This is a genomic window from Thalassolituus sp., from assembly GCF_984348125.1.
Window position 1 is genome coordinate 159,388 of the sequence record NZ_CFHJLR010000001.1, and the last position, 18,159, is coordinate 177,546.

General features: G+C 53.5%; 18 protein-coding genes, 1 tRNA gene and 1 pseudogene. 5 read left to right on the top strand and 15 right to left on the bottom strand.

Annotated features, from left to right (window positions below; translation table 11 throughout):
• Positions 1–14: 14 nt before the first annotated feature.
• The 4 genes from ybeY to AC5E51_RS00715 all read right to left on the bottom strand — a co-directional run bounded on the left by ybeY (position 15) and on the right by AC5E51_RS00715 (position 4,024).
• On the bottom strand, positions 15–491 hold the full coding sequence (gene ybeY, locus AC5E51_RS00700) for an rRNA maturation RNase YbeY (protein ID WP_491226286.1): 477 nt from the start codon (positions 489–491) through the stop codon (positions 15–17).
• Positions 488–1,588, bottom strand: coding sequence for a PhoH family protein (locus AC5E51_RS00705; RefSeq protein ID WP_491226287.1), 1,101 nt, complete (start codon positions 1,586–1,588; stop codon positions 488–490). The genes ybeY and AC5E51_RS00705 overlap by 4 nt, the downstream gene beginning before the upstream one ends.
• A 23-nt stretch (positions 1,589–1,611) precedes the next feature.
• A complete protein-coding gene (miaB, locus tag AC5E51_RS00710) occupies positions 1,612–2,970 on the bottom strand; it encodes a tRNA (N6-isopentenyl adenosine(37)-C2)-methylthiotransferase MiaB (protein WP_491777952.1) in 1,359 nt (452 codons plus the stop codon).
• Positions 2,971–3,082: 112 nt separating this feature from the next.
• A complete protein-coding gene (locus AC5E51_RS00715; protein ID WP_068436542.1) occupies positions 3,083–4,024 on the bottom strand; it encodes a hypothetical protein in 942 nt (313 codons plus the stop codon).
• 307 nt (positions 4,025–4,331) lie between these two features.
• On the opposite strand from AC5E51_RS00715, the gene AC5E51_RS00720 reads away from it, so the two are divergent.
• A complete protein-coding gene (locus tag AC5E51_RS00720) occupies positions 4,332–4,934 on the top strand; it encodes a hypothetical protein (RefSeq protein WP_068436544.1) in 603 nt (200 codons plus the stop codon).
• Between the two features lie 37 nt (positions 4,935–4,971).
• On the opposite strand, the gene AC5E51_RS00725 is transcribed toward AC5E51_RS00720, so the two are convergent.
• The 11 genes and pseudogenes from AC5E51_RS00725 to AC5E51_RS00775 form a co-directional block, all read right to left on the bottom strand.
• Positions 4,972–5,148, bottom strand: coding sequence for a hypothetical protein (locus AC5E51_RS00725; RefSeq protein WP_301388049.1), 177 nt, complete (start codon positions 5,146–5,148; stop codon positions 4,972–4,974).
• Between the two features lie 16 nt (positions 5,149–5,164).
• On the bottom strand, positions 5,165–5,734 hold the full coding sequence (locus AC5E51_RS00730; protein ID WP_301377019.1) for a TetR/AcrR family transcriptional regulator: 570 nt from the start codon (positions 5,732–5,734) through the stop codon (positions 5,165–5,167).
• A 79-nt stretch (positions 5,735–5,813) separates the two neighbouring features.
• Positions 5,814–7,034: pseudogene (locus AC5E51_RS00735) on the bottom strand (multidrug effflux MFS transporter).
• A 143-nt stretch (positions 7,035–7,177) separates the two neighbouring features.
• Positions 7,178–8,269, bottom strand: a complete 1,092-nt coding sequence (ychF, locus tag AC5E51_RS00740) for a redox-regulated ATPase YchF (protein WP_297532411.1) — start codon at positions 8,267–8,269, stop codon at positions 7,178–7,180.
• A gap of 56 nt (positions 8,270–8,325) precedes the next feature.
• A complete protein-coding gene (gene pth / locus AC5E51_RS00745; RefSeq protein WP_297532408.1) occupies positions 8,326–8,913 on the bottom strand; it encodes an aminoacyl-tRNA hydrolase in 588 nt (195 codons plus the stop codon).
• An 83-nt stretch (positions 8,914–8,996) separates the two neighbouring features.
• Positions 8,997–9,641 carry a 50S ribosomal protein L25/general stress protein Ctc gene (locus AC5E51_RS00750; RefSeq protein WP_297532407.1) on the bottom strand — a complete coding sequence of 215 codons (645 nt, stop codon included), beginning with the start codon at positions 9,639–9,641 and terminating at the stop codon, positions 8,997–8,999.
• Positions 9,642–9,760: 119 nt separating this feature from the next.
• A complete protein-coding gene (locus AC5E51_RS00755; protein WP_068442327.1) occupies positions 9,761–10,702 on the bottom strand; it encodes a ribose-phosphate pyrophosphokinase in 942 nt (313 codons plus the stop codon).
• 46 nt (positions 10,703–10,748) lie between these two features.
• Positions 10,749–10,823, bottom strand: a tRNA-Gln gene (locus AC5E51_RS00760).
• 4 nt (positions 10,824–10,827) lie between these two features.
• Positions 10,828–11,697, bottom strand: a complete 870-nt coding sequence (gene ispE, locus AC5E51_RS00765; protein WP_297532405.1) for a 4-(cytidine 5'-diphospho)-2-C-methyl-D-erythritol kinase — start codon at positions 11,695–11,697, stop codon at positions 10,828–10,830.
• Positions 11,690–12,280 (bottom strand): lipoprotein insertase outer membrane protein LolB, encoded by a 591-nt coding sequence (gene lolB, locus AC5E51_RS00770; RefSeq protein WP_076513701.1) that lies wholly within the window; start codon positions 12,278–12,280, stop codon positions 11,690–11,692. The genes ispE and lolB overlap by 8 nt, the downstream gene beginning before the upstream one ends.
• A gap of 1 nt (position 12,281) precedes the next feature.
• A complete protein-coding gene (locus tag AC5E51_RS00775; protein ID WP_301377016.1) occupies positions 12,282–14,024 on the bottom strand; it encodes a tetratricopeptide repeat protein in 1,743 nt (580 codons plus the stop codon).
• Positions 14,025–14,165: 141 nt separating this feature from the next.
• Between AC5E51_RS00775 and hemA the strand changes: the two genes are divergently transcribed.
• Genes hemA through AC5E51_RS00795 form a run of 4 tightly spaced genes read left to right on the top strand, consistent with a single transcriptional unit; the run spans position 14,166 to position 18,137 of the window.
• Entirely contained in the window at positions 14,166–15,428 is a 1,263-nt protein-coding gene (hemA, locus tag AC5E51_RS00780) for a glutamyl-tRNA reductase (protein WP_068439434.1), read from the top strand.
• Complete coding sequence (gene prfA / locus AC5E51_RS00785; RefSeq protein ID WP_297532400.1) at positions 15,425–16,510, top strand: peptide chain release factor 1; 1,086 nt, start codon at positions 15,425–15,427, stop codon at positions 16,508–16,510. Before hemA ends, prfA begins: the two co-directional genes overlap by 4 nt.
• The gene (gene prmC, locus AC5E51_RS00790; protein WP_301377014.1) at positions 16,507–17,346 is read left to right on the top strand and encodes a peptide chain release factor N(5)-glutamine methyltransferase; all 840 of its coding nucleotides are present in this window, start codon (positions 16,507–16,509) and stop codon (positions 17,344–17,346) included. The genes prfA and prmC overlap by 4 nt, the downstream gene beginning before the upstream one ends.
• Positions 17,343–18,137 carry a HesA/MoeB/ThiF family protein gene (locus AC5E51_RS00795; protein WP_301377012.1) on the top strand — a complete coding sequence of 265 codons (795 nt, stop codon included), beginning with the start codon at positions 17,343–17,345 and terminating at the stop codon, positions 18,135–18,137. The genes prmC and AC5E51_RS00795 overlap by 4 nt, the downstream gene beginning before the upstream one ends.
• Positions 18,138–18,159 lie beyond the last annotated feature (22 nt).

The window sequence follows — 18,159 nt, forward strand, 5'->3', positions numbered from 1 at the left end:
TATGTGTAAACTGCTTACTCAGTATCCGCAGCGTATGGGTCGGGATAGCCGAGCGAAGCCAGCAGGTCGCGCTCCAGCGCTTCCATTTCTTCGGCTTCGTCGTCCTTTATATGGTCGTACCCCAGTAAATGCAAGCAACCGTGGATTACCATATGCGCCCAGTGGGCCTCGGTAGTCTTTGCCTGCTCCTGCGCTTCCTGTTCAACTACGCTGACACAGATGATGAGATCACCCAGTAACTCAAGCGGTATGCCCGGAGGCATTTCAAAAGGAAACGACAGTACGTTGGTAGGTTTATCTTTGCCGCGATACTCACTGTTCAGGGCCTGACTTTCTTCTTCGTCGGTCAGGCGAATGGTCAGCTCGGGTTCCTCAAACTCAGTACGGCCCTTAAGCGCAGTGCTCGCCCATAGGGTGAGCTGCTCTTCGGTCGGCAAGGTGTCGAGGTGTTCGATACTTTCAGCAAGCTGAACATCTAACAGCAGATTCATTCGCCGTGATCTTCATTCGTATTACTTGCCTGAGCGGTGAGCGCATCGGCTTTGGCCTGCGCTTTTTCGGCAGCGCGGCGCGCGTCTTCTTTCTCGTCGTGTTTGTCGTACGCATCAACGATCCGCTGAACCAGTGGGTGGCGTACTACGTCACGGTTACTGAAGCGGGTGATGCCAATGCCTTCGACGCCGTCGAGTACTTCCAGACCGTGTTTCAGGCCCGAATACACACCTCGCGGCAGGTCGACCTGGGTAATGTCGCCGGTAATCACGGCCTTAGAGCCAAAGCCAACCCGGGTCAGGAACATTTTCATCTGTTCTTTCGTGGTGTTCTGACTTTCATCGAGAATCACAAACGAATGGCTCAGAGTCCGACCACGCATGTAAGCCAGTGGGGCGATCTCAATCTGATTGCGTTCAATCATCTTGGTAACGGCTTCAAAACCCAGCATCTCGTACAGAGCGTCGTATAACGGGCGCAGGTACGGATCAATTTTCTGAGCCAGGTCACCGGGCAGGAAGCCGAGCTTTTCACCGGCCTCAACCGCAGGGCGCACCAGCAGAATACGTTTCACATCATCGCGCATCAGGGCTTCAACAGCGGTGGCAACGGCAAGGAAGGTTTTACCCGTACCGGCCGGGCCTATACCGAAGTTGATGTCGTATTTGCGTACCTGATCCAGATACTCAAGCTGGTTATCTCCTCTGGGCTTAATAACGGCCAGTGGAGTCTTGATGATGCCTTTGTCGGCGTCGTAGGTGCGCTTACCGCGCTGCGACGGCCGGGCACTGTCTTCCTGTAGAAACAGGTGAATCAGGTCGGGGCTGATTTCAGTGCCTTTGCCGGTTTCTTTGTAGAGGCGCTGCAGTAAGTCGGCGGCACGTTTGGCCGGGCCGACTTTGCCCTCGATCTGAAAGCGGTTGCCGCGATTAAAAATGTCCAGCTCGTAATGATCAGCAATCTGCTTGATATGTCCGTCCAGATTGCCGCACAGGTTTGCGAGACGACTGGCGTCATCCGGCTCCAGAGTAAAACTCACGGCATGTTGTTTAGCGGTCGGTTCAGGGCTTGTGCTGCTTTGCTGCTCGTCGGACAAATTGACCTCGATATGATGGTTGATCAGTACGCTTGCGACGCGTCAATGATGACGCCACGCAGGCTGTTCGGATAAGCATCTTCAATGCTGACCCGGACGAATTTTCCGATCATAGACTGATCGTCACACTTAAAGTTTACCACCCGGTTGTTTTCGGTGCGGCCTTGAAGCTCGCCTGGGTCTTTCTTAGACACGCCAGTCACCAGAATGACTTCTTCACGTCCGACCATGCGGCGGCTGATCTGCTGTGCATTCTGCACAATACGGTCCTGCAGTATCTTCAGACGTTGCTTCTTCAGTGATTCGGGGGTGTCATCATCCAGCTGCGCTGCTGGCGTGCCAGGGCGAGCGCTGTAGACAAAGCTGAATGAGGTGTCGAAACCGATCTCGTCGATCAGCTTCATGGTGTCGAGGAAGTCTTCTTCCGTCTCACCCGGGAAGCCAATGATAAAATCGGATGAAATTGAGATGTCAGGACGCAGTTCGCGCAAACGGCGGATCTTATCGATATAAAGATCAATCTCGTGGCCACGTTTCATAGCCGCGAGAATGCGGTTAGAGCCGCTCTGAACCGGCAGGTGAATATGACTCACCAGCTCTGGGACTTCCGCGTATACATCGATCAGGCTGTCGCTGAATTCGACCGGATGAGACGTCGTAAAGCGGATGCGGTCAATGCCATCGATTTCGGCTACCTGAGTAATCAGTTCGGCTAGGTCTGCTGTATCTGTGTAGTCGCCATCGCCCGTGTCACCCTGGTAGGCGTTCACGTTCTGCCCAAGCAGGTTAATTTCACGCACGCCCTGGGCGGCCAGCACTTCACATTCTTTCAGCACGTCAGCCAATGGGCGGCTGACTTCTTCGCCGCGGGTGTAGGGTACGACGCAGAAGGTGCAGTATTTTGAGCAGCCTTCCATCACAGAAACAAACGCCGAGCTGCCTTCAGACTTAGGGGCAGGCAGGTGATCAAACTTTTCGATTTCCGGGAAGGTCACGTCTACAACCTGAATCGCATTACTGGCCTTGTTCACCATCTCTGGCAGGCGGTGCAGCGTCTGTGGGCCAAAAACCATATCCACAAAAGGCGCGCGTTTCATGATGGCGTCGCCTTCCTGGGAGGCAACACAGCCACCGACACCAATCTTCAGGTCTGGATTGGTCGTTTTCAGGTTCTTCCAGCGGCCCAGCTCGTGGAAGACTTTCTCCTGTGCCTTCTCACGGATAGAGCAGGTATTCAGCAGAATGACGTCAGCCTCTTCAGGGTTGTCCGTGACCACCATTTTATGGCTTTCACCCAGCATGTCGGCCATACGTGACGAATCGTATTCGTTCATCTGGCAACCGTGGGTTTTGATGTAAAGCTTTTTCGCCTGTTCAGTCATACTGCTGTGTCTGGTCGTTCAAAAAAAGGGGCGACAGTATACAGCCTCTGCTCACTTATTCGCCAGTGCTGAGACAGAGAAAGCCGGGTTGTCGACCCAGCTGTATCGTGGGTCAGCGCTGAATTACATCTTCAATTTCTTCAGCCAGCTGACGTGATTGCTCATCCATGGGCAGGTGGCGGATGTCTGGGTATTTCAAAGCGACAGCGATGTTGTACAACCAGCGTTCGATACGCAGAACTAACGCTTCAGCGTTGTCTTTATCTGCGTCCAGAACCTCATTGCTCATTGCCAGAATGATCTGGGCATGGTCGGCGGCGGTTTTTGCTGCTTCCCGCTGCGCAGCGATCTCTGCGTCAGCCCGGGGGGCTTTGCTGATGAGGTCTTCTGCGGAAGCCAGCGCTGTTGTTGCTGTGCTGAAACTGCGCGGAATTAACTTTTCGGCGCCAGCTTCTCGCATAGCGTCAATCCGGTTCCGGATCTGCTGCAGCTGGATGAAGCCAATGGTCCGGACCTCAAGGTCGTGCATATCCAGCAGAAGCTGGCGTTGCGTCTGGCTGGCGCTTGCTGGTGCGCCCGTAGTCTCTAAGGTCCGGATAATGCTGTCGAGATCTTCATTGACCGCGCGATAATCACTTGGGTAATAGGTGTCTGAGCGGATACTGTTCAGAACCTCCAGATGCGCCAGAGAGGGCGCCAGGGTTTCCCGAGCAATTAAGGTGTGATACTGCGCTTTTTCAAACGTAGCCAGAGCTGTTAAGGCCAGTTCTCTGACTTCGTTGTCAGCTTTGCCTTTGTCACGGGCCTGCTTCGCATCGTTGAGATAGTCGTTGGCAGAGTCAGTCATGGCCGGTGCAAAGCGGTAAGTTTCCTGAGCTTTGGCCTGGCTTTTCTGCTGTTCGGCCTCTTTGATCAAGGTCGCCCCGGAGCGCACCGTACTGACAGCCTCCCGGCTGGCACGGTCCTGAATTCTATCGAGCCCCTGTGGCGTTGAGGCACAACCCGCCAGAACCGTTGTGGCGAACAGAATTCCAATGAGCGGATAACGGGTCATAAGAACAATCTCCTTCGGCAGACCTTGATTACGCTAGAAACGGACGCAGTTTATCATGGAGCACAGAGCGGCTCTGCTTTAATCAGAGTTGCCCCGGCAGAACAGGAATATGCAGGGAGTTCCCGACGGCCTGTTATGACCGCTTTGACGCCTCTCTGTGTGAACTGCAGCAGCTTTACACAATATGGGGCTTGTGTCGGAAGGTGACGGTTGCTATACATTCAGACAGGTGTTGCAGAAAGGGGGACACGGCTCAGACTGCCTGTTACAGGCCAAACCCGATCCAGGTGAATAAGGAGTTGACCTTATGAACGCAGAAATGCAACCGCTTTACTGGCGTATTCAGAATAACGATAACTCAGGCTTTGACGCGGTCAGTCTGCTGATGCCAGCGGGAGAAGGCGAACCTGCCACTCTCGTACCCACCGAAGTTAGTTTTTGTTCCCGACGCACTGGTACACAGGCGGTAGACGTGCGCTGGACGGACGAAGATTCAGATCTGTTTATGCATCTTCTTGAGCGTGTATCCGATGATCATGCTGATGAAACCGATGAGGGCATGGTGTTGGACATTAACGATGGTGTCGTTCAGGGGATTGTTCAACTTGTTGCCCTGGCACGCTTTAAGACGCCTTGGCCGAGTGATGATCTGGTTGCCGGAGACATTAACACTGTCCGCGAAGACATCGAAATCGGAGATCTGGTTGCTATTCACACCCAGTATGGATGCCCGATGGCAATCGTGGTCGGTATGGATTCTATTGATCTGACGTGTATCTTACTTGAAGACATCGAAGCAGAGGGCGTTTCGATCGTCCCTGAACACAGTGTCTTTGTGATTAACCGGGACAGTGCATTGCCGCCAGCCTTTGCTGAAAGCGATACAGGGGAAGACGCCGTTTTCCATTAACGGTGTTCTGGTCAACAGATTACGGCGTGGGGGCTGCTTACTCGGCAGTCGCCTCGGCGCTGTTACGCACACGGCGGCGCTCAAGTGCGATAGTGCCAATCAGGTCGTAGTAGTCAGTACTGGCCGTCGCCTTAGCAGCACGTCCCATGGACTCATTCGCTGCCGTTCCGCTTGCTGTCGCCTGCTTTTCTGCATCAATCAGTGCTGTAGCCATCTTACTCTCCTGAATATCAGTCGCGTTTCTCTATTGCTCCCCAGCAGATGCTGAGCAGCATTTCATCGGTCACTTCCGTGGGTACGGCACAGGGCGCGTTACGATCGGTACGTAACAGCGTCGAAATCCCACCGTACACGAACACCCCCAGTACATCGTCGGGGATATCTTTAATCAGTCCTTCTTCCCTACCGCGCTCGAACAGAGGATCAATCTTCTCTTTCAGGCGACGCTTTCCTTGTTCCTGCAGCTCACCACGTATTGCAGGGGCAACGCTTAACTGATCAAGGAGCAGGGCGTCTCGGGGAACTTCACGCATGTAGTGATATAGATTGAGCCACACGCTGTTCAATTGTTCCCTTACGCTTGCGTTTTCATCGACATCCTTCAGGCAAGCGTCTGAAAAACGCTCCATCAGGGTCAGGTAGACATCTTCTATCAGCTCTTCCTTGGTTTCGAAGTAACGGTAGATAGTTCCCGCGCCACAACAGGCTTCTTTGGCAACCATTGAAATTGGCGTTGCCTGAAGGCCGTTCTCTGCAATCAGATCGCAGGTGGCGGTGATGATAAGTTCGCGTTTATCCATTTTCTTCATAAAGCGGAATGAACGTTCATTCTGATACTCCTGAGCAATTTACTCAAGTATTGATTGTTGCTTGTATGCATCAGTCTGTTGCGGATGCGTGAATGCCGCTCTGACTTGCCTCTGATTGGCTGGCTTTGCGAGCGAAGAGCAGAAATACCAGTGCGAGAGAGGCGGTCAGCAGGGACACCTCCATCATCGGTACTGGCGTATGGTCGTGGAGTTTTCCCCATAGGAGTCCCGCGAGAGCGCCGCCACTGAACTGTATGACGCCCATCAGTGCCGTGGCTGACCCTGCAACCTCACGGAAATACTGCATGACGGTGCCCATGGTATTGGCTGTGATCAGGCCCAGAGAGCCGACATAGATCATCAGTAGCGGCAGAACCACAGGGAGCTTGAAGTGAGGCGACAGAGCAAGTAGCAGTAGCGCCAGTGCTGACGCGAACTGCAACAGAATTCCTGCGGTCAGCAGCCGCTGCGGAGACCAGTAACGGAGCCAGAATATATTCAGCCGGTTCATCAGCATGATGACAATGACATTCGCACCGAATAACCAGGGGAATGTCTGCTCGTTCTGTTCAAAGTGTTCCAGATACAGGTACGGCGATGCGGTGATAAATACAAACATGCCACTGTATGCACTTGCCAGCATCAGAATATACCGACGTGCGACGCGGTGCTTCAGGACAGTCGCATACCCCGCCCACGGCGAACGCTTAATCCTCCGGTGAGGAGGGTGGCTCTCAGGAAGTTGCCAGACCAGAATTCAGATAAGAATGGCGGCGTAGGCACTGAGAATACCGAAGATACTTCTCCAGCCGCTGAAGGTCAGTACCAGAGATCCTAACAAAGGCGCAGCGAGTGGAGCGGCCATCATGATCATGGCTACCATAGACAGTACTCTGGCAATGTCAGTGCCATCGAAATGGTCACGGACAATGGCGGTCGAGTTCACGACGGCAAGTCCACCGCCTATTGCCTGCAAGCCGCGGAGCAGTAACAGACCATCAAGAGAACTTACGTGGGTCAGAGCAACGCTGGCGATGCCAAATAAGGTTAAGCCCAGAAAAATGACTGGTCGGCGGCCAACGCGGTCAGAGAGTGGGCCACCCGTAATCTGACCGAGCGCAAACCCAAGCAGGAAGGTGCTGACAGAGAGCTCGACATGATGAATGTCACTGCTTAACGACCCAGCCATGGCTGCCATCGCGGGCAGGTACATATCGATGGAGAGCGGACCAATGGCGGTCAGCATGGCCAGCAGAAGTGGCAGTGGTAGTCGGAATGCAGGAGTCGTCATAAATCACCGGGCAGTTTACAGCCTCTAGTCTAGTTGTTTCGCTGGTGAATTAAGAGAGTGGGAAAATGAATTGATTGTTCCAATAAGTTTGGCTTCCGGGAGAACCCCTGAAGCCAAACCTTGATAAACGACTTTTGCGTTGATCAGACGTTGAAGCGGAAGTGGATAACGTCGCCGTCTTTGACGATGTACTCTTTACCCTCTAAGCGCCACTTACCGGCTTCCTTCGCACCGTTTTCGCCGTTGTACTCAATGAAGTCGTCGTAGCCAACCACCTCGGCACGGATGAAGCCGCGCTCAAAGTCAGTGTGAATCGCAGCGGCCGCACGCGGTGCCGTTGAGCCTACTTTGATGGTCCAGGCGCGTACTTCTTTAACACCTGCGGTAAAGTAGGTCTGTAGGCCCAGAAGTTGATAACCAGCGCGGATAACGCGGTCCAGCCCCGGTTCTTCCATGCCCATCATTTCCAGGAAGTCGGCCTTTTCGTCGTCTTCCAGTTCTGAAATTTCGGCTTCAATCTTGTTGCATACCACGACCACTGAAGCACCTTCTGATGCAGCGACTTCGCGTACTGTATCCAGATAAGGATTATCCTCAAAGCCTTCTTCTGAAACGTTGGCGATGTACATGGTTGGTTTGGTGGTCAGAAGATGGAATTGACGTGCAACACGTTTCTCATCGTCGTCCATATCCAGCATGCGCGCGGTTTTGCCTTCTTCAAAATGAGGAATCAGCTTCTCAAGCAGGGCCTTCTGAGCGATGGCGTCTTTATCACCACCTTTCGCGGTGCGGGTGACTCGCTGCAGCTGTTTCTCACATGAATCAAGGTCAGCCAGCACCAGCTCAGTATTGATGATGTCGATATCGGCCGCAGGGTCTACCTGATTCGCTACGTGAATAACGTTGTCGTCTTCGAAGCAGCGTACAACGTGCGCAATCGCGTCTGTTTCGCGGATGTTGGCCAGAAACTGGTTACCCAGACCTTCACCTTTTGATGCACCAGCGACCAGGCCTGCGATATCGACGAATTCCATGGCGGTTGGAATGACTTTCTCAGGGTTAACGATCGCTGCCAGTGCATCAAGGCGTGGATCGGGCATGTTCACCATGCCAGTGTTAGGCTCAATGGTACAGAAGGGGAAGTTCTCTGCCGCGATGCCTGATTTGGTCAGAGCGTTGAAGAGTGTTGATTTACCGACGTTGGGCAGACCAACGATTCCGCATTTAAAGCCCATTTCTGTATCCCGATCGTATGTTTGGTTGGTGTATCTGATTACTTGTGGCGGGTATTTTACCCTTTAAAGCTGTGAAGTCGATTCATAGCTTTCGGCAAGTCACCGGCGATCGCATCTGGCAGTACACGTATTGCCTCATCGATGACACTGTCGATGGCTTGTTGTTCTGCTTTGCTGGCGCGTCCCAGTACATGACCGGTGACCAGATTTTTATCACCCGGGTGACCAATACCGACCCGCAGGCGATGGAAATCTTTCTGATTGCTCATACGAGCGATGATATCGCGAAGACCGTTCTGTCCACCGTGACCGCCTCCGGTTTTGAACTTGGCAACGCCAGGGGGCATGTCCAGTTCGTCATGGACGACCAGAATTTCGCTGGTTTTGATTTTGTAGAAGTTCGCTAATGCGGCTACCGCCTGACCACTGCGATTCATAAAGGTCGTTGGCATAAGGAGATAGCATTCCTGACCGCCAATGCGCCCTTTGCCAGAGAGTCCGAAGAATTTTTTGTCTGGTGAAAGCGTGATGCCTTCCTGTCGGGCGAGGCGTTCAACCAGCCAGAAACCGGCATTGTGGCGGGTGTTTTCGTATTCTGCGCCTGGGTTGCCAAGGCCTACGATTAAGCGAATTGGATCAGCCATACAATGTCCATTCGATATCAGTGTGATAAATAGCAGACAATAAAAAAGCGGGGACAAGCCCCGCTTTTCTCTGAGCGCAACGATTACTCGTCGCCGCCTTCAGCTTCAGCGTCTTCAGCTTCGTCTTCTTTCGAACCTTTAGGCTCGATTACAGAAACAACTGAAGTATCGTGTTCTTCACCGTGTGACAGTGCCAGAGACTCAACGCCTTTAGGCAGTTTCAGGTCAGACAGGTGGATTACACCGCCAACTTCAACGTCAGCCATGTCGATTTCGATGTACTCTGGCAGGTCGCCAGCGGCACATACGATTTCAAGGGTGTTCATCTGGTGCATAATCTTACCGCCGCCGAGCTTAACGCCTTTACAGGTGTCTTCGTTCAGGAAGTGCAGTGGAACGGTAGTAGTGATCTTAGAAGACTTGCTTACGCGCTGGAAGTCAGCGTGCCAGATCAGGTTCTTCGCAGGGTGACGCTGCAGATCCTTCAGGATTACAGTTTCGTCTTTTCCATCAACAGACAGAGTGATCATTGAGCTGTAGAAAGCTTCTGATTCCAGAGCTTTGTTCAGTTCATTCGCCTTCAGAGTGATAGGCGTAGGCTTACGGTCGTTACCACCGGCTTTACCGCCGTAGATGATTGCTGGAACGCCGTTCTCGCGACGCAGGCGGCGGCTCGCACCTTTCCCCGCATCTTCGCGAGTTACAGCAGACAAAGTGAAGTCTGACATAGTGATTTCCTCATTTCAGGATGTAAAAACCGCCGGAGTTTGCGACCAACGCCGGCGGTCGTTATAGCAACACCTTGTGGTGTTGCCGATAATCAGTTCGTTGTTCTTAAGCTCGCGGCTTAACGGAACATCGCACTGATGGATTCTTCGTTGTTTACGCGACGGATCGACTCTGCCAGCAGACCTGCAATGGTCAGTTGGCGGATCGTGCCGGTTGCGCGGGCGGCTTCAGACAGAGGGATAGTGTCAGTCACTACCAGCTCGTCGAGCTCTGCACTGGCAAGGCGTTCAATCGCGGGCCCGGATAGTACAGGATGCGTACAGTAGGCGACAACCTTTTTCGCACCAAATTCTTTCAATGCTTTCGCTGCCTGACACAGGGTACCGGCGGTATCGACCATGTCATCGACCAGAACACAGGTACGGTCTTTCACATCACCGATGATGTGCATGACTTCAGATACGTTCGCTTTAGGGCGGCGTTTGTCGATAATCGCGAGGTCAACGTTAAGCTGCTTAGCGATCGCCCGTGCACGAACAACACCACCGATGTCTGGTGATACAACGATCAGATCTTCAAAGTTCTGACGTTCCATATCGTCCAGCAGGATAGGGGAGCCATACACGTTATCCACAGGGATATCGAAGAAGCCCTGAATCTGGTCAGCGTGCAGGTCAACAGTCAGAACACGGTCAATACCAGAACCTGACATCATGTCAGCTACGGCGCGCGCAGAAATAGGCACACGAGCACTGCGTGGACGACGATCCTGACGGGCGTAGCCAAAATATGGAACAACGGCTGTGATACGGCTTGCGGATGCACGACGCAGACCGTCGGCCATCAGCAGCATTTCCATCAGGTTGTCATTGGTTGGTGCGCAGGTAGGCTGCAGGATAAAAACGTCTTTACCGCGAACGTTTTCATTAATTTCGACGGTTATCTCACCATCACTGAATTTGCCCACGGTGGCTTCGCCAAGGGAAAGATCGAGACGCTCGACGACGAGCTTAGCCAGTTCCGGATTTGCATTACCGGTAAATACCATCAACTTAGACACAGTCGTCCCCTTGATGCAGTGATTTCAAAGATGGAGGAGATAGAATTGGCTGAGGTGGCAGGACTCGAACCTGCGAATGACGGGATCAAAACCCGTTGCCTTACCACTTGGCGACACCCCAGCATTTAAGACGGTCTGAATAATACCTTATGCGTCGTTGAAAGGTTAGTTCCTTTCGCAACAAAGGCCACATACTCAGCCGGTAACTGGTCAGAAACCTGTCTGGCTTCTGTCTCAGAACCGAAGCTTGAAAATATGCAAGCTCCAGTGCCCGTCATCTTAGCAAAGGAAAATTTATTTAGCAAATTCAATGCTTTACCTATTTCTGGGTAGAGCATCGTGACGACTTGCTGGCAGTCATTTCTGCCCCCTTGCCTCAACGCGGTGCGAATATTAATGACCTCTGTATCCCGGGTCAAGCCCTCGTGTGAGAAAATTTTTGCAGTATTTACATGTACTTGCGGACAGACCACCAGAAACCAGGGTTCGTCGAGCTCTGGCACCGGGGTCAGGACTTCACCAACGCCTTCGGCAAAGGCCGCTTCGCCGCGGATAAATACGGGCACATCGGCGCCAAGCGCCAGCCCCATATCTGCCAGCTCATCAAGGCTCAGGTTGAGCTGCCATAGGTGGTTGAGCGCGAGCAATGTGGTCGCAGCGTCTGAGCTTCCGCCACCCAGCCCGCCTCCCATGGGCAGAATCTTCTTAAGCTGAATGTCTGCTCCGGATGTTTCGCCGGTCGCACGGGACTGCAGCAGTCTTGCCGCTTTGATTATCAGATTGTTTTCGAAAGGAACGTCATCGATGGCGGGGCTGAGAGTTAACTCGCTATCGTCGCGCACCCGGAACGACAGCTCGTCGCCATAGTCCAGAAATTGAAACAGGGTCTGCAGATTGTGGTAGCCGTCCGCCCGACGTCCGGTGATATGCAGAAACAGATTGAGCTTGGCAGGCGCAGGGAGAGTCAGCCACTTGTCGTCGTTTCGCTCAGTCATGCAGAGTCCACTCACGGATAGAAAAGGTAAAACGGAAATCGTGGCCACTCACTTTGACCAGACCCGGCAGCCAGTAGCCATTCTGATTTGAGTAGCGCTTGTAGGTGATGGTCCAGCCGTACTGTTCCATGCGTGACAGAAGGCCACTCTCGTCGTACTCAGTGTTGGCATTGCCGTTCGGACTGGCCTGGCCTTTTACCCAATAGCGGATATCAGACACCGGAAAATTCCAGCCGAGATAGAGCAACATCAGTTCTTCCGGTGATTCGGCATGACGAGGTTCGTCCCAGCCGGGAAGAGTGAGTGCAGCGGAGCGTTTATCGCCGGTCAGTCGTGTTGCTCCCTGCCCGAGTGGGCCGGCGATATACAGATCAAACTCGCGTTGATTCTGTTTCCAGTCCATGTAGCCAGTCGCGCTGTCATCGGGTGTGATAACCGACATTTTGCCGCGGACCTGCCAGTGCTGAACGTCATTAAGACTGTCTTGTAGAGCATCACTGCCTCCCTGGGGAAGAAACGAAGCACAGGCTGACATCAGCAGAATTGCGGCCGCAAGAGGCAGCCGGGTAAGAAAACGAAGCATGTTATAAATCCGACGGGTCGACACCAAGGCGTTGTAAAGTCTCATTAATGACCTCGCTCTCTGGTTCGAGTTCAAGCCCCTTTGCCCAGATGTCATAAGCAGATTCTTTATCGCCGGTAGCCCAGTACCATTCGCCCAGATGCGCCGCGATCTCGTGGTCGTTCATACGGTTCCAGGCATCAAGTAGAAGAGGGCCAGCCTCGTTCAGCTTACCCTCACGAAAGTACAGCCAACCGAGGCTATCTATGATGGCCGGATTGTCGGGCTGGAGCGCAATGGCACGTTCAATCAGAGGCTCGGCTTCATCAAACCGGTCGGTTTTATTGGCAAGGCTGTAGCCCAGTGCGTTAAGTGCTTCGGCATGATCCGGGTTCTGTTCAATGATCTGGCGCAGATCACTTTCCAGCAACGCCATATTCCCGAGTCGCTCGGCCAGCATGGCACGCGTATAGCGCAGGTTGGTGTCTTCTGGTTCGGCTTTCAGGGCGATGGAGACACTCTCGAACGCCTCCTGTTGGCGTCCGGCTTTGATTAAAATATCCGTTTCAAGGCGACGGAGCTGCCCCGCGTATTGAGGGAATTCGGCACTGCGTTCCTGCAGGTAGCTGGTGGCCGCATCAGGTCCCTGCTCCTGATTGAGAAGCTGCGCAGCAGCCAGTTGCGCAGGCAGGAACTCGCGACTGTCGCCAATCTGGCGGTAGTAACTGATCGCCAGATCTGGATCATTCTCACTGGCAGCAATGCGCCCCAGGTAATAACTGGCTTCTGATTGTTTATCACTGCTATTGAGCAATTCACGCAAAAGCGGTTTTGCTTCACTGTAGTTTTCGAGTTCTTCCTCGAGCAGTGCCAGCGAGAGAATGATCTGGTCGTCGTTAGGATATTGTCGGTTGATGGCAGCAAAGGCATTGCGTGCCTCACGAACGTCACCTGACTGCAGGAGCATGCGAGCGCGTAACACCGCGATCTGTTTGTTGTCGGGGTGATCATCCAGCAGCTTATCCAGCCAGTCGATGGCTTCATCAACGCGCTGATTACGAGCCAGAATACGTGCCTTCTGAACAGCCGCCGGCAGTAGCCCCGGCTCAAGTTTCAGGGCCTGATCAATGCGTTGGATAGCAGCATCATCCTGCCCCAGAGACTGGAGTAACAATGCCTGACCGTACACGAGATTACCGCTTTCGGGATAGGTCGGCGTCAGTGCGTCGAGGGCATCCAGCCGCTCACTGCGTATAACTTCATCATTGGATAGTAAGGCAGCTGCATAGAAATCAAACTGCGCCACGCCAGTCATTTCGTAAAAGCGGGCATAAAGGTCGAGGCTTTGATCAAATTCTTTGCGGCCCAGAGCAACCTGAGCGGCGGCCTGCACCGCGCCTGGGTCATCGGGCTCTACTTCCAGCCATATCTCAGAGGCTTCAGCGGCAAACCCTGCGGCGCCAATGTACTGAGCGATACGCAGAGCACGTTCCGCGACATTAGGATCGCGGGTTTTGCGGGCCTGATCGAGATAATGAAAGAGCGCAACGTCGTAGCGTTGACGTTGTCCGGCCATCTCAGCAACCAGCAGTGAATACATGGTATTTGCCGGAATGGCTTTGTACTCGACAATTTTTTCCGGGGGCGCAGTAGCAGGCTCCTCGGGAGACTTTGAATTCAGTGAGGCGCAGGCCGCGGTAACAGCGGTCAGGCCCAGTGTGAGGAGCGTCCGTCCGACGCGCCAGAACTGTTCAGCGTTGGCCATGGTGTGGTTTATCAGCAGATCCGGTATGCAACTATGTCGTTATTTAGGGTTACTTGGACAGGTAAGTCAAAGATTTAGCGGGAAAATTCCCGTATGGCTGTTTATAATCGCGGCTTTTAGGCGAGGAACTCTGGCGGCAGAATGAGTATCTGGGCATTGGGCATTAACCACAAAACCGCTCCTGTTGCTGTACGCGAACGGGTGGCGTTTGATCCTGCCGGTATGCCTGATGTATTGAAAAACCTTCGCGCCCTGGATTGTGTCTCTGAAGTCGTTGTTCTATCGACCTGTAACCGCACTGAAATTTACTGCACCGCAGACGATCGCTGTCCTGATCTGATCGGCCACTGGCTTGAACAGAATCAGGAGATCGGCCGCACGGACCTTGAAGCCTCTCTTTATTCTCTCGAAAACGACGACGCGGTATCGCACACCATGCGCGTGGCCAGTGGTCTGGATTCGCTGGTACTTGGCGAACCACAGATTCTGGGCCAGATGAAATCGGCATTTGCAGTGGCTCAGGAGGCCGGCACGGTCGGGTCTGAGCTAGGCCGTCTTTTCCGTCAGACATTCTCAATCGCTAAGCGTGTCCGTACTGATACTGCTATCGGCCAGAACCCTGTTTCAGTCGCTTTTGCGGCTGTGCGTATGGCGCAGCATATCTTTGCGGATATGAAAAATAGCCGCGCCTTACTGATTGGTGCAGGTGAAACCATAGAGTTAGTTGCCCGACATCTTCGCCAGGCGGGTGTTGAGCACCTGACTCTGGCAAATCGTACGCTGGCGCGCGCACAGACGCTGGCGCAAGAGTTTCATGCAGAAGCGGTGTTGCTGGAAGATATCCCCGTGGTGCTGCCGGATGCTGACATCGTGATTTCATCGACGGCCAGCCCACTGCCGATCCTTGGCAAAGGGATGGTTGAGAAGGCGCTGAAAAAGCGCCGTCACAAGCCCATGTTTATGGTCGATATTGCAGTACCACGCGATATTGAAGCAGAAGTGGGTGAGCTCTCTGACGTTTACCTCTACAGCGTTGATGATCTCAGGGACATCATTGAAGAAAATGTCCGTTCGAGAGAGGATGCTGCTCAGCAGGCGGAAGAGCTGATTGAAGCTGGCGTTGAGCATTACATGCGCGAGCTGAAAGCGCTCGATGCCGTCAGCACTCTCACTGACGTGCGTAGCTACGTTGAAACATTACGGGATGAGCAGCTTGAGAAAGCTCTGAAGCAGATTCAGAATGGCGGAGACCCCGAAAAAGTTCTGCGTACGTTTGCTCATACGTTCGGCAATAAAATGCTGCATAAACCCATGACGGCTCTGCGCCGTGCTGGCGCCGAAGGGCGTCGTGAAGTTCTCGACTGGAGTCGCGAACTGTTCGATCTGGATAACTCAAACGAATGAAACCTTCGATACTGCAAAAACTGGAAAGCCTCAGAGACCGCTACGAAGAGGTTGGACACCTGTTGTCTGACCCTGACGTGATTAGCGATCAGGATAAATTCCGTAATCTTTCCAAGGAATATGCAGAGCTGGAAGAAGTCGCCAAAGCGTATTCAGATTATGAACAGGCAGTCTCTGATCAGGAAGAAGCGGAAGTACTGGCCAGTGATGATGACCCCGATATGCGGGCCATGGGCCAGGAAGAGCTTGATTCCGCCAAGGTCGCGATTGCAGATCTGGAATCCAGAATTGAAATTCTGTTGTTGCCAAAAGACCCGGATGACGGCCGCAATGTGATTGTCGAAATCCGCGCGGGTACCGGCGGCGATGAAGCCGCAATTTTCTCCGGTGACCTCTACCGTATGTACACCCGCTTTGCTGAAACCCAGGGGTGGCGTACAGAAATGATGAGCGCCAACGAAGGCGAGCACGGTGGTTTTAAAGAGGTGATCGTGCGTATCAGTGGTACCGATGTGTATTCACGTCTGAAGTTCGAATCCGGCGCTCATCGTGTCCAGCGTGTTCCAGAAACCGAAAGCCAGGGGCGCATTCATACCTCGGCCTGTACCGTTGCTGTGATGCCTGAAGTCGAAAGCGAAGATGAAGTCGACATCAACAAAAACGACCTGCGTATTGATACCTTCCGCGCTTCCGGCGCGGGTGGTCAGCACGTAAACAAAACAGATTCGGCGATTCGTATTACTCACTTGCCCACGGGCGTTGTGGTTGAATGTCAGGATGAGCGCTCGCAGCATAAGAATAAGGCCAAAGCCATGGCTATGCTGGCGACCCGCCTACGCGACGCCCAGCGCATTGCCGCTCAGGCAGAGCAGGCCGCCACCCGTAAATCCCTGGTCGGCTCGGGCGATCGCTCGGAGCGTATCCGTACCTACAACTATCCTCAGGGCCGGGTTACCGACCACCGCATTAATCTGACCCTCTACAAGCTGGATGAAATCGTACAGGGCGATCTGTCACCAGTGATTGAACCTCTGATTCACGAGCATCAGGCCAATCTGCTGGCTGAAATGGCGGGGCAGTGAGCAGCGTTAGCGACTGGCTGGCTCGGGCTCAGACTTCATTGACCGACAGTGAGTCCCCTCGTGCGGATGCAGAACTGCTGCTGATGCATGTGTTGGATGTGAATCGCGCCTGGCTTTATACATGGCCAGAAAAGTCGCTGACAGAGTCGCAGCAAGACTCGCTCAACAAATTATTAGCCCGCCGTATTGAGGGGCATCCCATAGCGCATCTTACGGGTGTCAGAGAGTTCTGGTCCTTACCGCTCAGAGTTGCACCTTCGACACTTATCCCAAGGCCGGATACAGAAACTCTGATTGAATGGGTGCTGGATCTTGATCTGCCAGATGCCGCAAGGGCTATTGATCTTGGTACCGGCACAGGCGCGATTGCGCTGGCCATTAAAAGTGAATATCCCGCCTGGTCTGTTGAAGCCGTGGAGTTCGATGTCGACGCCTATGCGCTGGCGCAGAGCAACGCCTCGCGTCTGGAGCTTGATGTTCATCTGATTCATGGCAGCTGGTTTGAGCGCGTCAACGGCCACTTCGATCTGATTGTCTCAAACCCGCCTTATATTGATCCTGATGATAACCATCTCGCTGAGGGCGACGTGCGTTTTGAGCCTGCCTCGGCACTGGTGGCTGAGCAGTCAGGGCTGGCGGATCTGTTTCATATTATTGATCACGCTCCTGACTATCTGAAACCTGACGGCTGGTTGTTGCTGGAACATGGGTACGATCAGGCTGAGGCGGTGTGTGACTACTTACGTCAAAGAGGCTTCGTGAATGTACAGAACCGCTGTGATCTGGGCGGCAATCCAAGGATCAGCGGTGGGCGAATGCCGGGAGTGCCTGAATGAAGGATGATCAACTGCTTCGTTATAGCCGCCATATTCTGCTCCCTGAGGTAGATATAGAGGGGCAGGAAGCCATTTCCAGAGCGACGGTTGTAGTCATAGGGCTGGGTGGTCTCGGATCACCGGTGGCGCTGTATCTGGCTGCATCCGGAGTTGGACATCTGATTCTGGTAGACGACGATCAGGTTGAGGTTTCAAACCTGCAGCGGCAGGTGATTCATGACACGGCCTCAGTGGGGATGAGCAAGGTAGCGTCTGCGGCACAGCGCTGTCAGGCGGTTAATCCGGACGTAAAGATATCCTGCTATGTTCAGCGTGCCGACTCTGAGTGGTTGAGCCAGCAGGATTGGTTGAGCTCAGAGGACGGGTTAAACGGACAGGGCAGTTCACATGACGGGCTGACGGTCATCGTCGACTGTTCAGATAACGCCGCGATCCGTTACGCGATCAACGAAGTCTGCTTGCAGAAGTGCATCCCCTGGGTATCCGGTGCCGCCGTTGCCCTGAATGGCCAGGTCGCTGTGTTTGACCCGCGCCAGCAAGGTTCGCCCTGTTACCGGTGCCTGTATCCATCGTTGAAAGATGACACTCTAACCTGCTCGGAAAACGGAATTCTCTCTCCAGTAGTGGGAGTCATAGGGACGACTCAGGTGGTTGAGGCGTTGCGCCTGATCGTCGGCTTTGGTTCTCCACAGCACGGTTATCTCCGAACATATGATGCCGGCACAGGGGACTGGCAGCGCTGGAAAGTGCCAGCTCGTCAGACCTGTTCGTGCCACAGCGATAACCTCTAACTTCCGTTCCCACCACAGAACT

Bases quoted from the DNA above. Each gene is read 5' to 3' on its own strand.
- AC5E51_RS00750 (WP_297532407.1), bottom strand. From the start codon at position 9,641: ATGTCAGACTTCACTTTGTCTGCTGTAACTCGCGAAGATGCGGGGAAA.
- ychF (WP_297532411.1), bottom strand. From the start codon at position 8,269: ATGGGCTTTAAATGCGGAATCGTTGGTCTGCCCAACGTCGGTAAATCA.
- ispE (WP_297532405.1), bottom strand. From the start codon at position 11,697: ATGACTGAGCGAAACGACGACAAGTGGCTGACTCTCCCTGCGCCTGCC.
- AC5E51_RS00720 (WP_068436544.1), top strand. From the start codon at position 4,332: ATGAACGCAGAAATGCAACCGCTTTACTGGCGTATTCAGAATAACGAT.
- lolB (WP_076513701.1), bottom strand. From the start codon at position 12,280: ATGCTTCGTTTTCTTACCCGGCTGCCTCTTGCGGCCGCAATTCTGCTG.
- AC5E51_RS00715 (WP_068436542.1), bottom strand. From the start codon at position 4,024: ATGACCCGTTATCCGCTCATTGGAATTCTGTTCGCCACAACGGTTCTG.
- ybeY (WP_491226286.1), bottom strand. From the start codon at position 491: ATGAATCTGCTGTTAGATGTTCAGCTTGCTGAAAGTATCGAACACCTC.
- AC5E51_RS00775 (WP_301377016.1), bottom strand. From the start codon at position 14,024: ATGGCCAACGCTGAACAGTTCTGGCGCGTCGGACGGACGCTCCTCACA.
- AC5E51_RS00795 (WP_301377012.1), top strand. From the start codon at position 17,343: ATGAAGGATGATCAACTGCTTCGTTATAGCCGCCATATTCTGCTCCCT.
- AC5E51_RS00730 (WP_301377019.1), bottom strand. From the start codon at position 5,734: ATGGATAAACGCGAACTTATCATCACCGCCACCTGCGATCTGATTGCA.
- AC5E51_RS00725 (WP_301388049.1), bottom strand. From the start codon at position 5,148: ATGGCTACAGCACTGATTGATGCAGAAAAGCAGGCGACAGCAAGCGGA.
- prfA (WP_297532400.1), top strand. From the start codon at position 15,425: ATGAAACCTTCGATACTGCAAAAACTGGAAAGCCTCAGAGACCGCTAC.
- pth (WP_297532408.1), bottom strand. From the start codon at position 8,913: ATGGCTGATCCAATTCGCTTAATCGTAGGCCTTGGCAACCCAGGCGCA.
- hemA (WP_068439434.1), top strand. From the start codon at position 14,166: ATGAGTATCTGGGCATTGGGCATTAACCACAAAACCGCTCCTGTTGCT.
- miaB (WP_491777952.1), bottom strand. From the start codon at position 2,970: ATGACTGAACAGGCGAAAAAGCTTTACATCAAAACCCACGGTTGCCAG.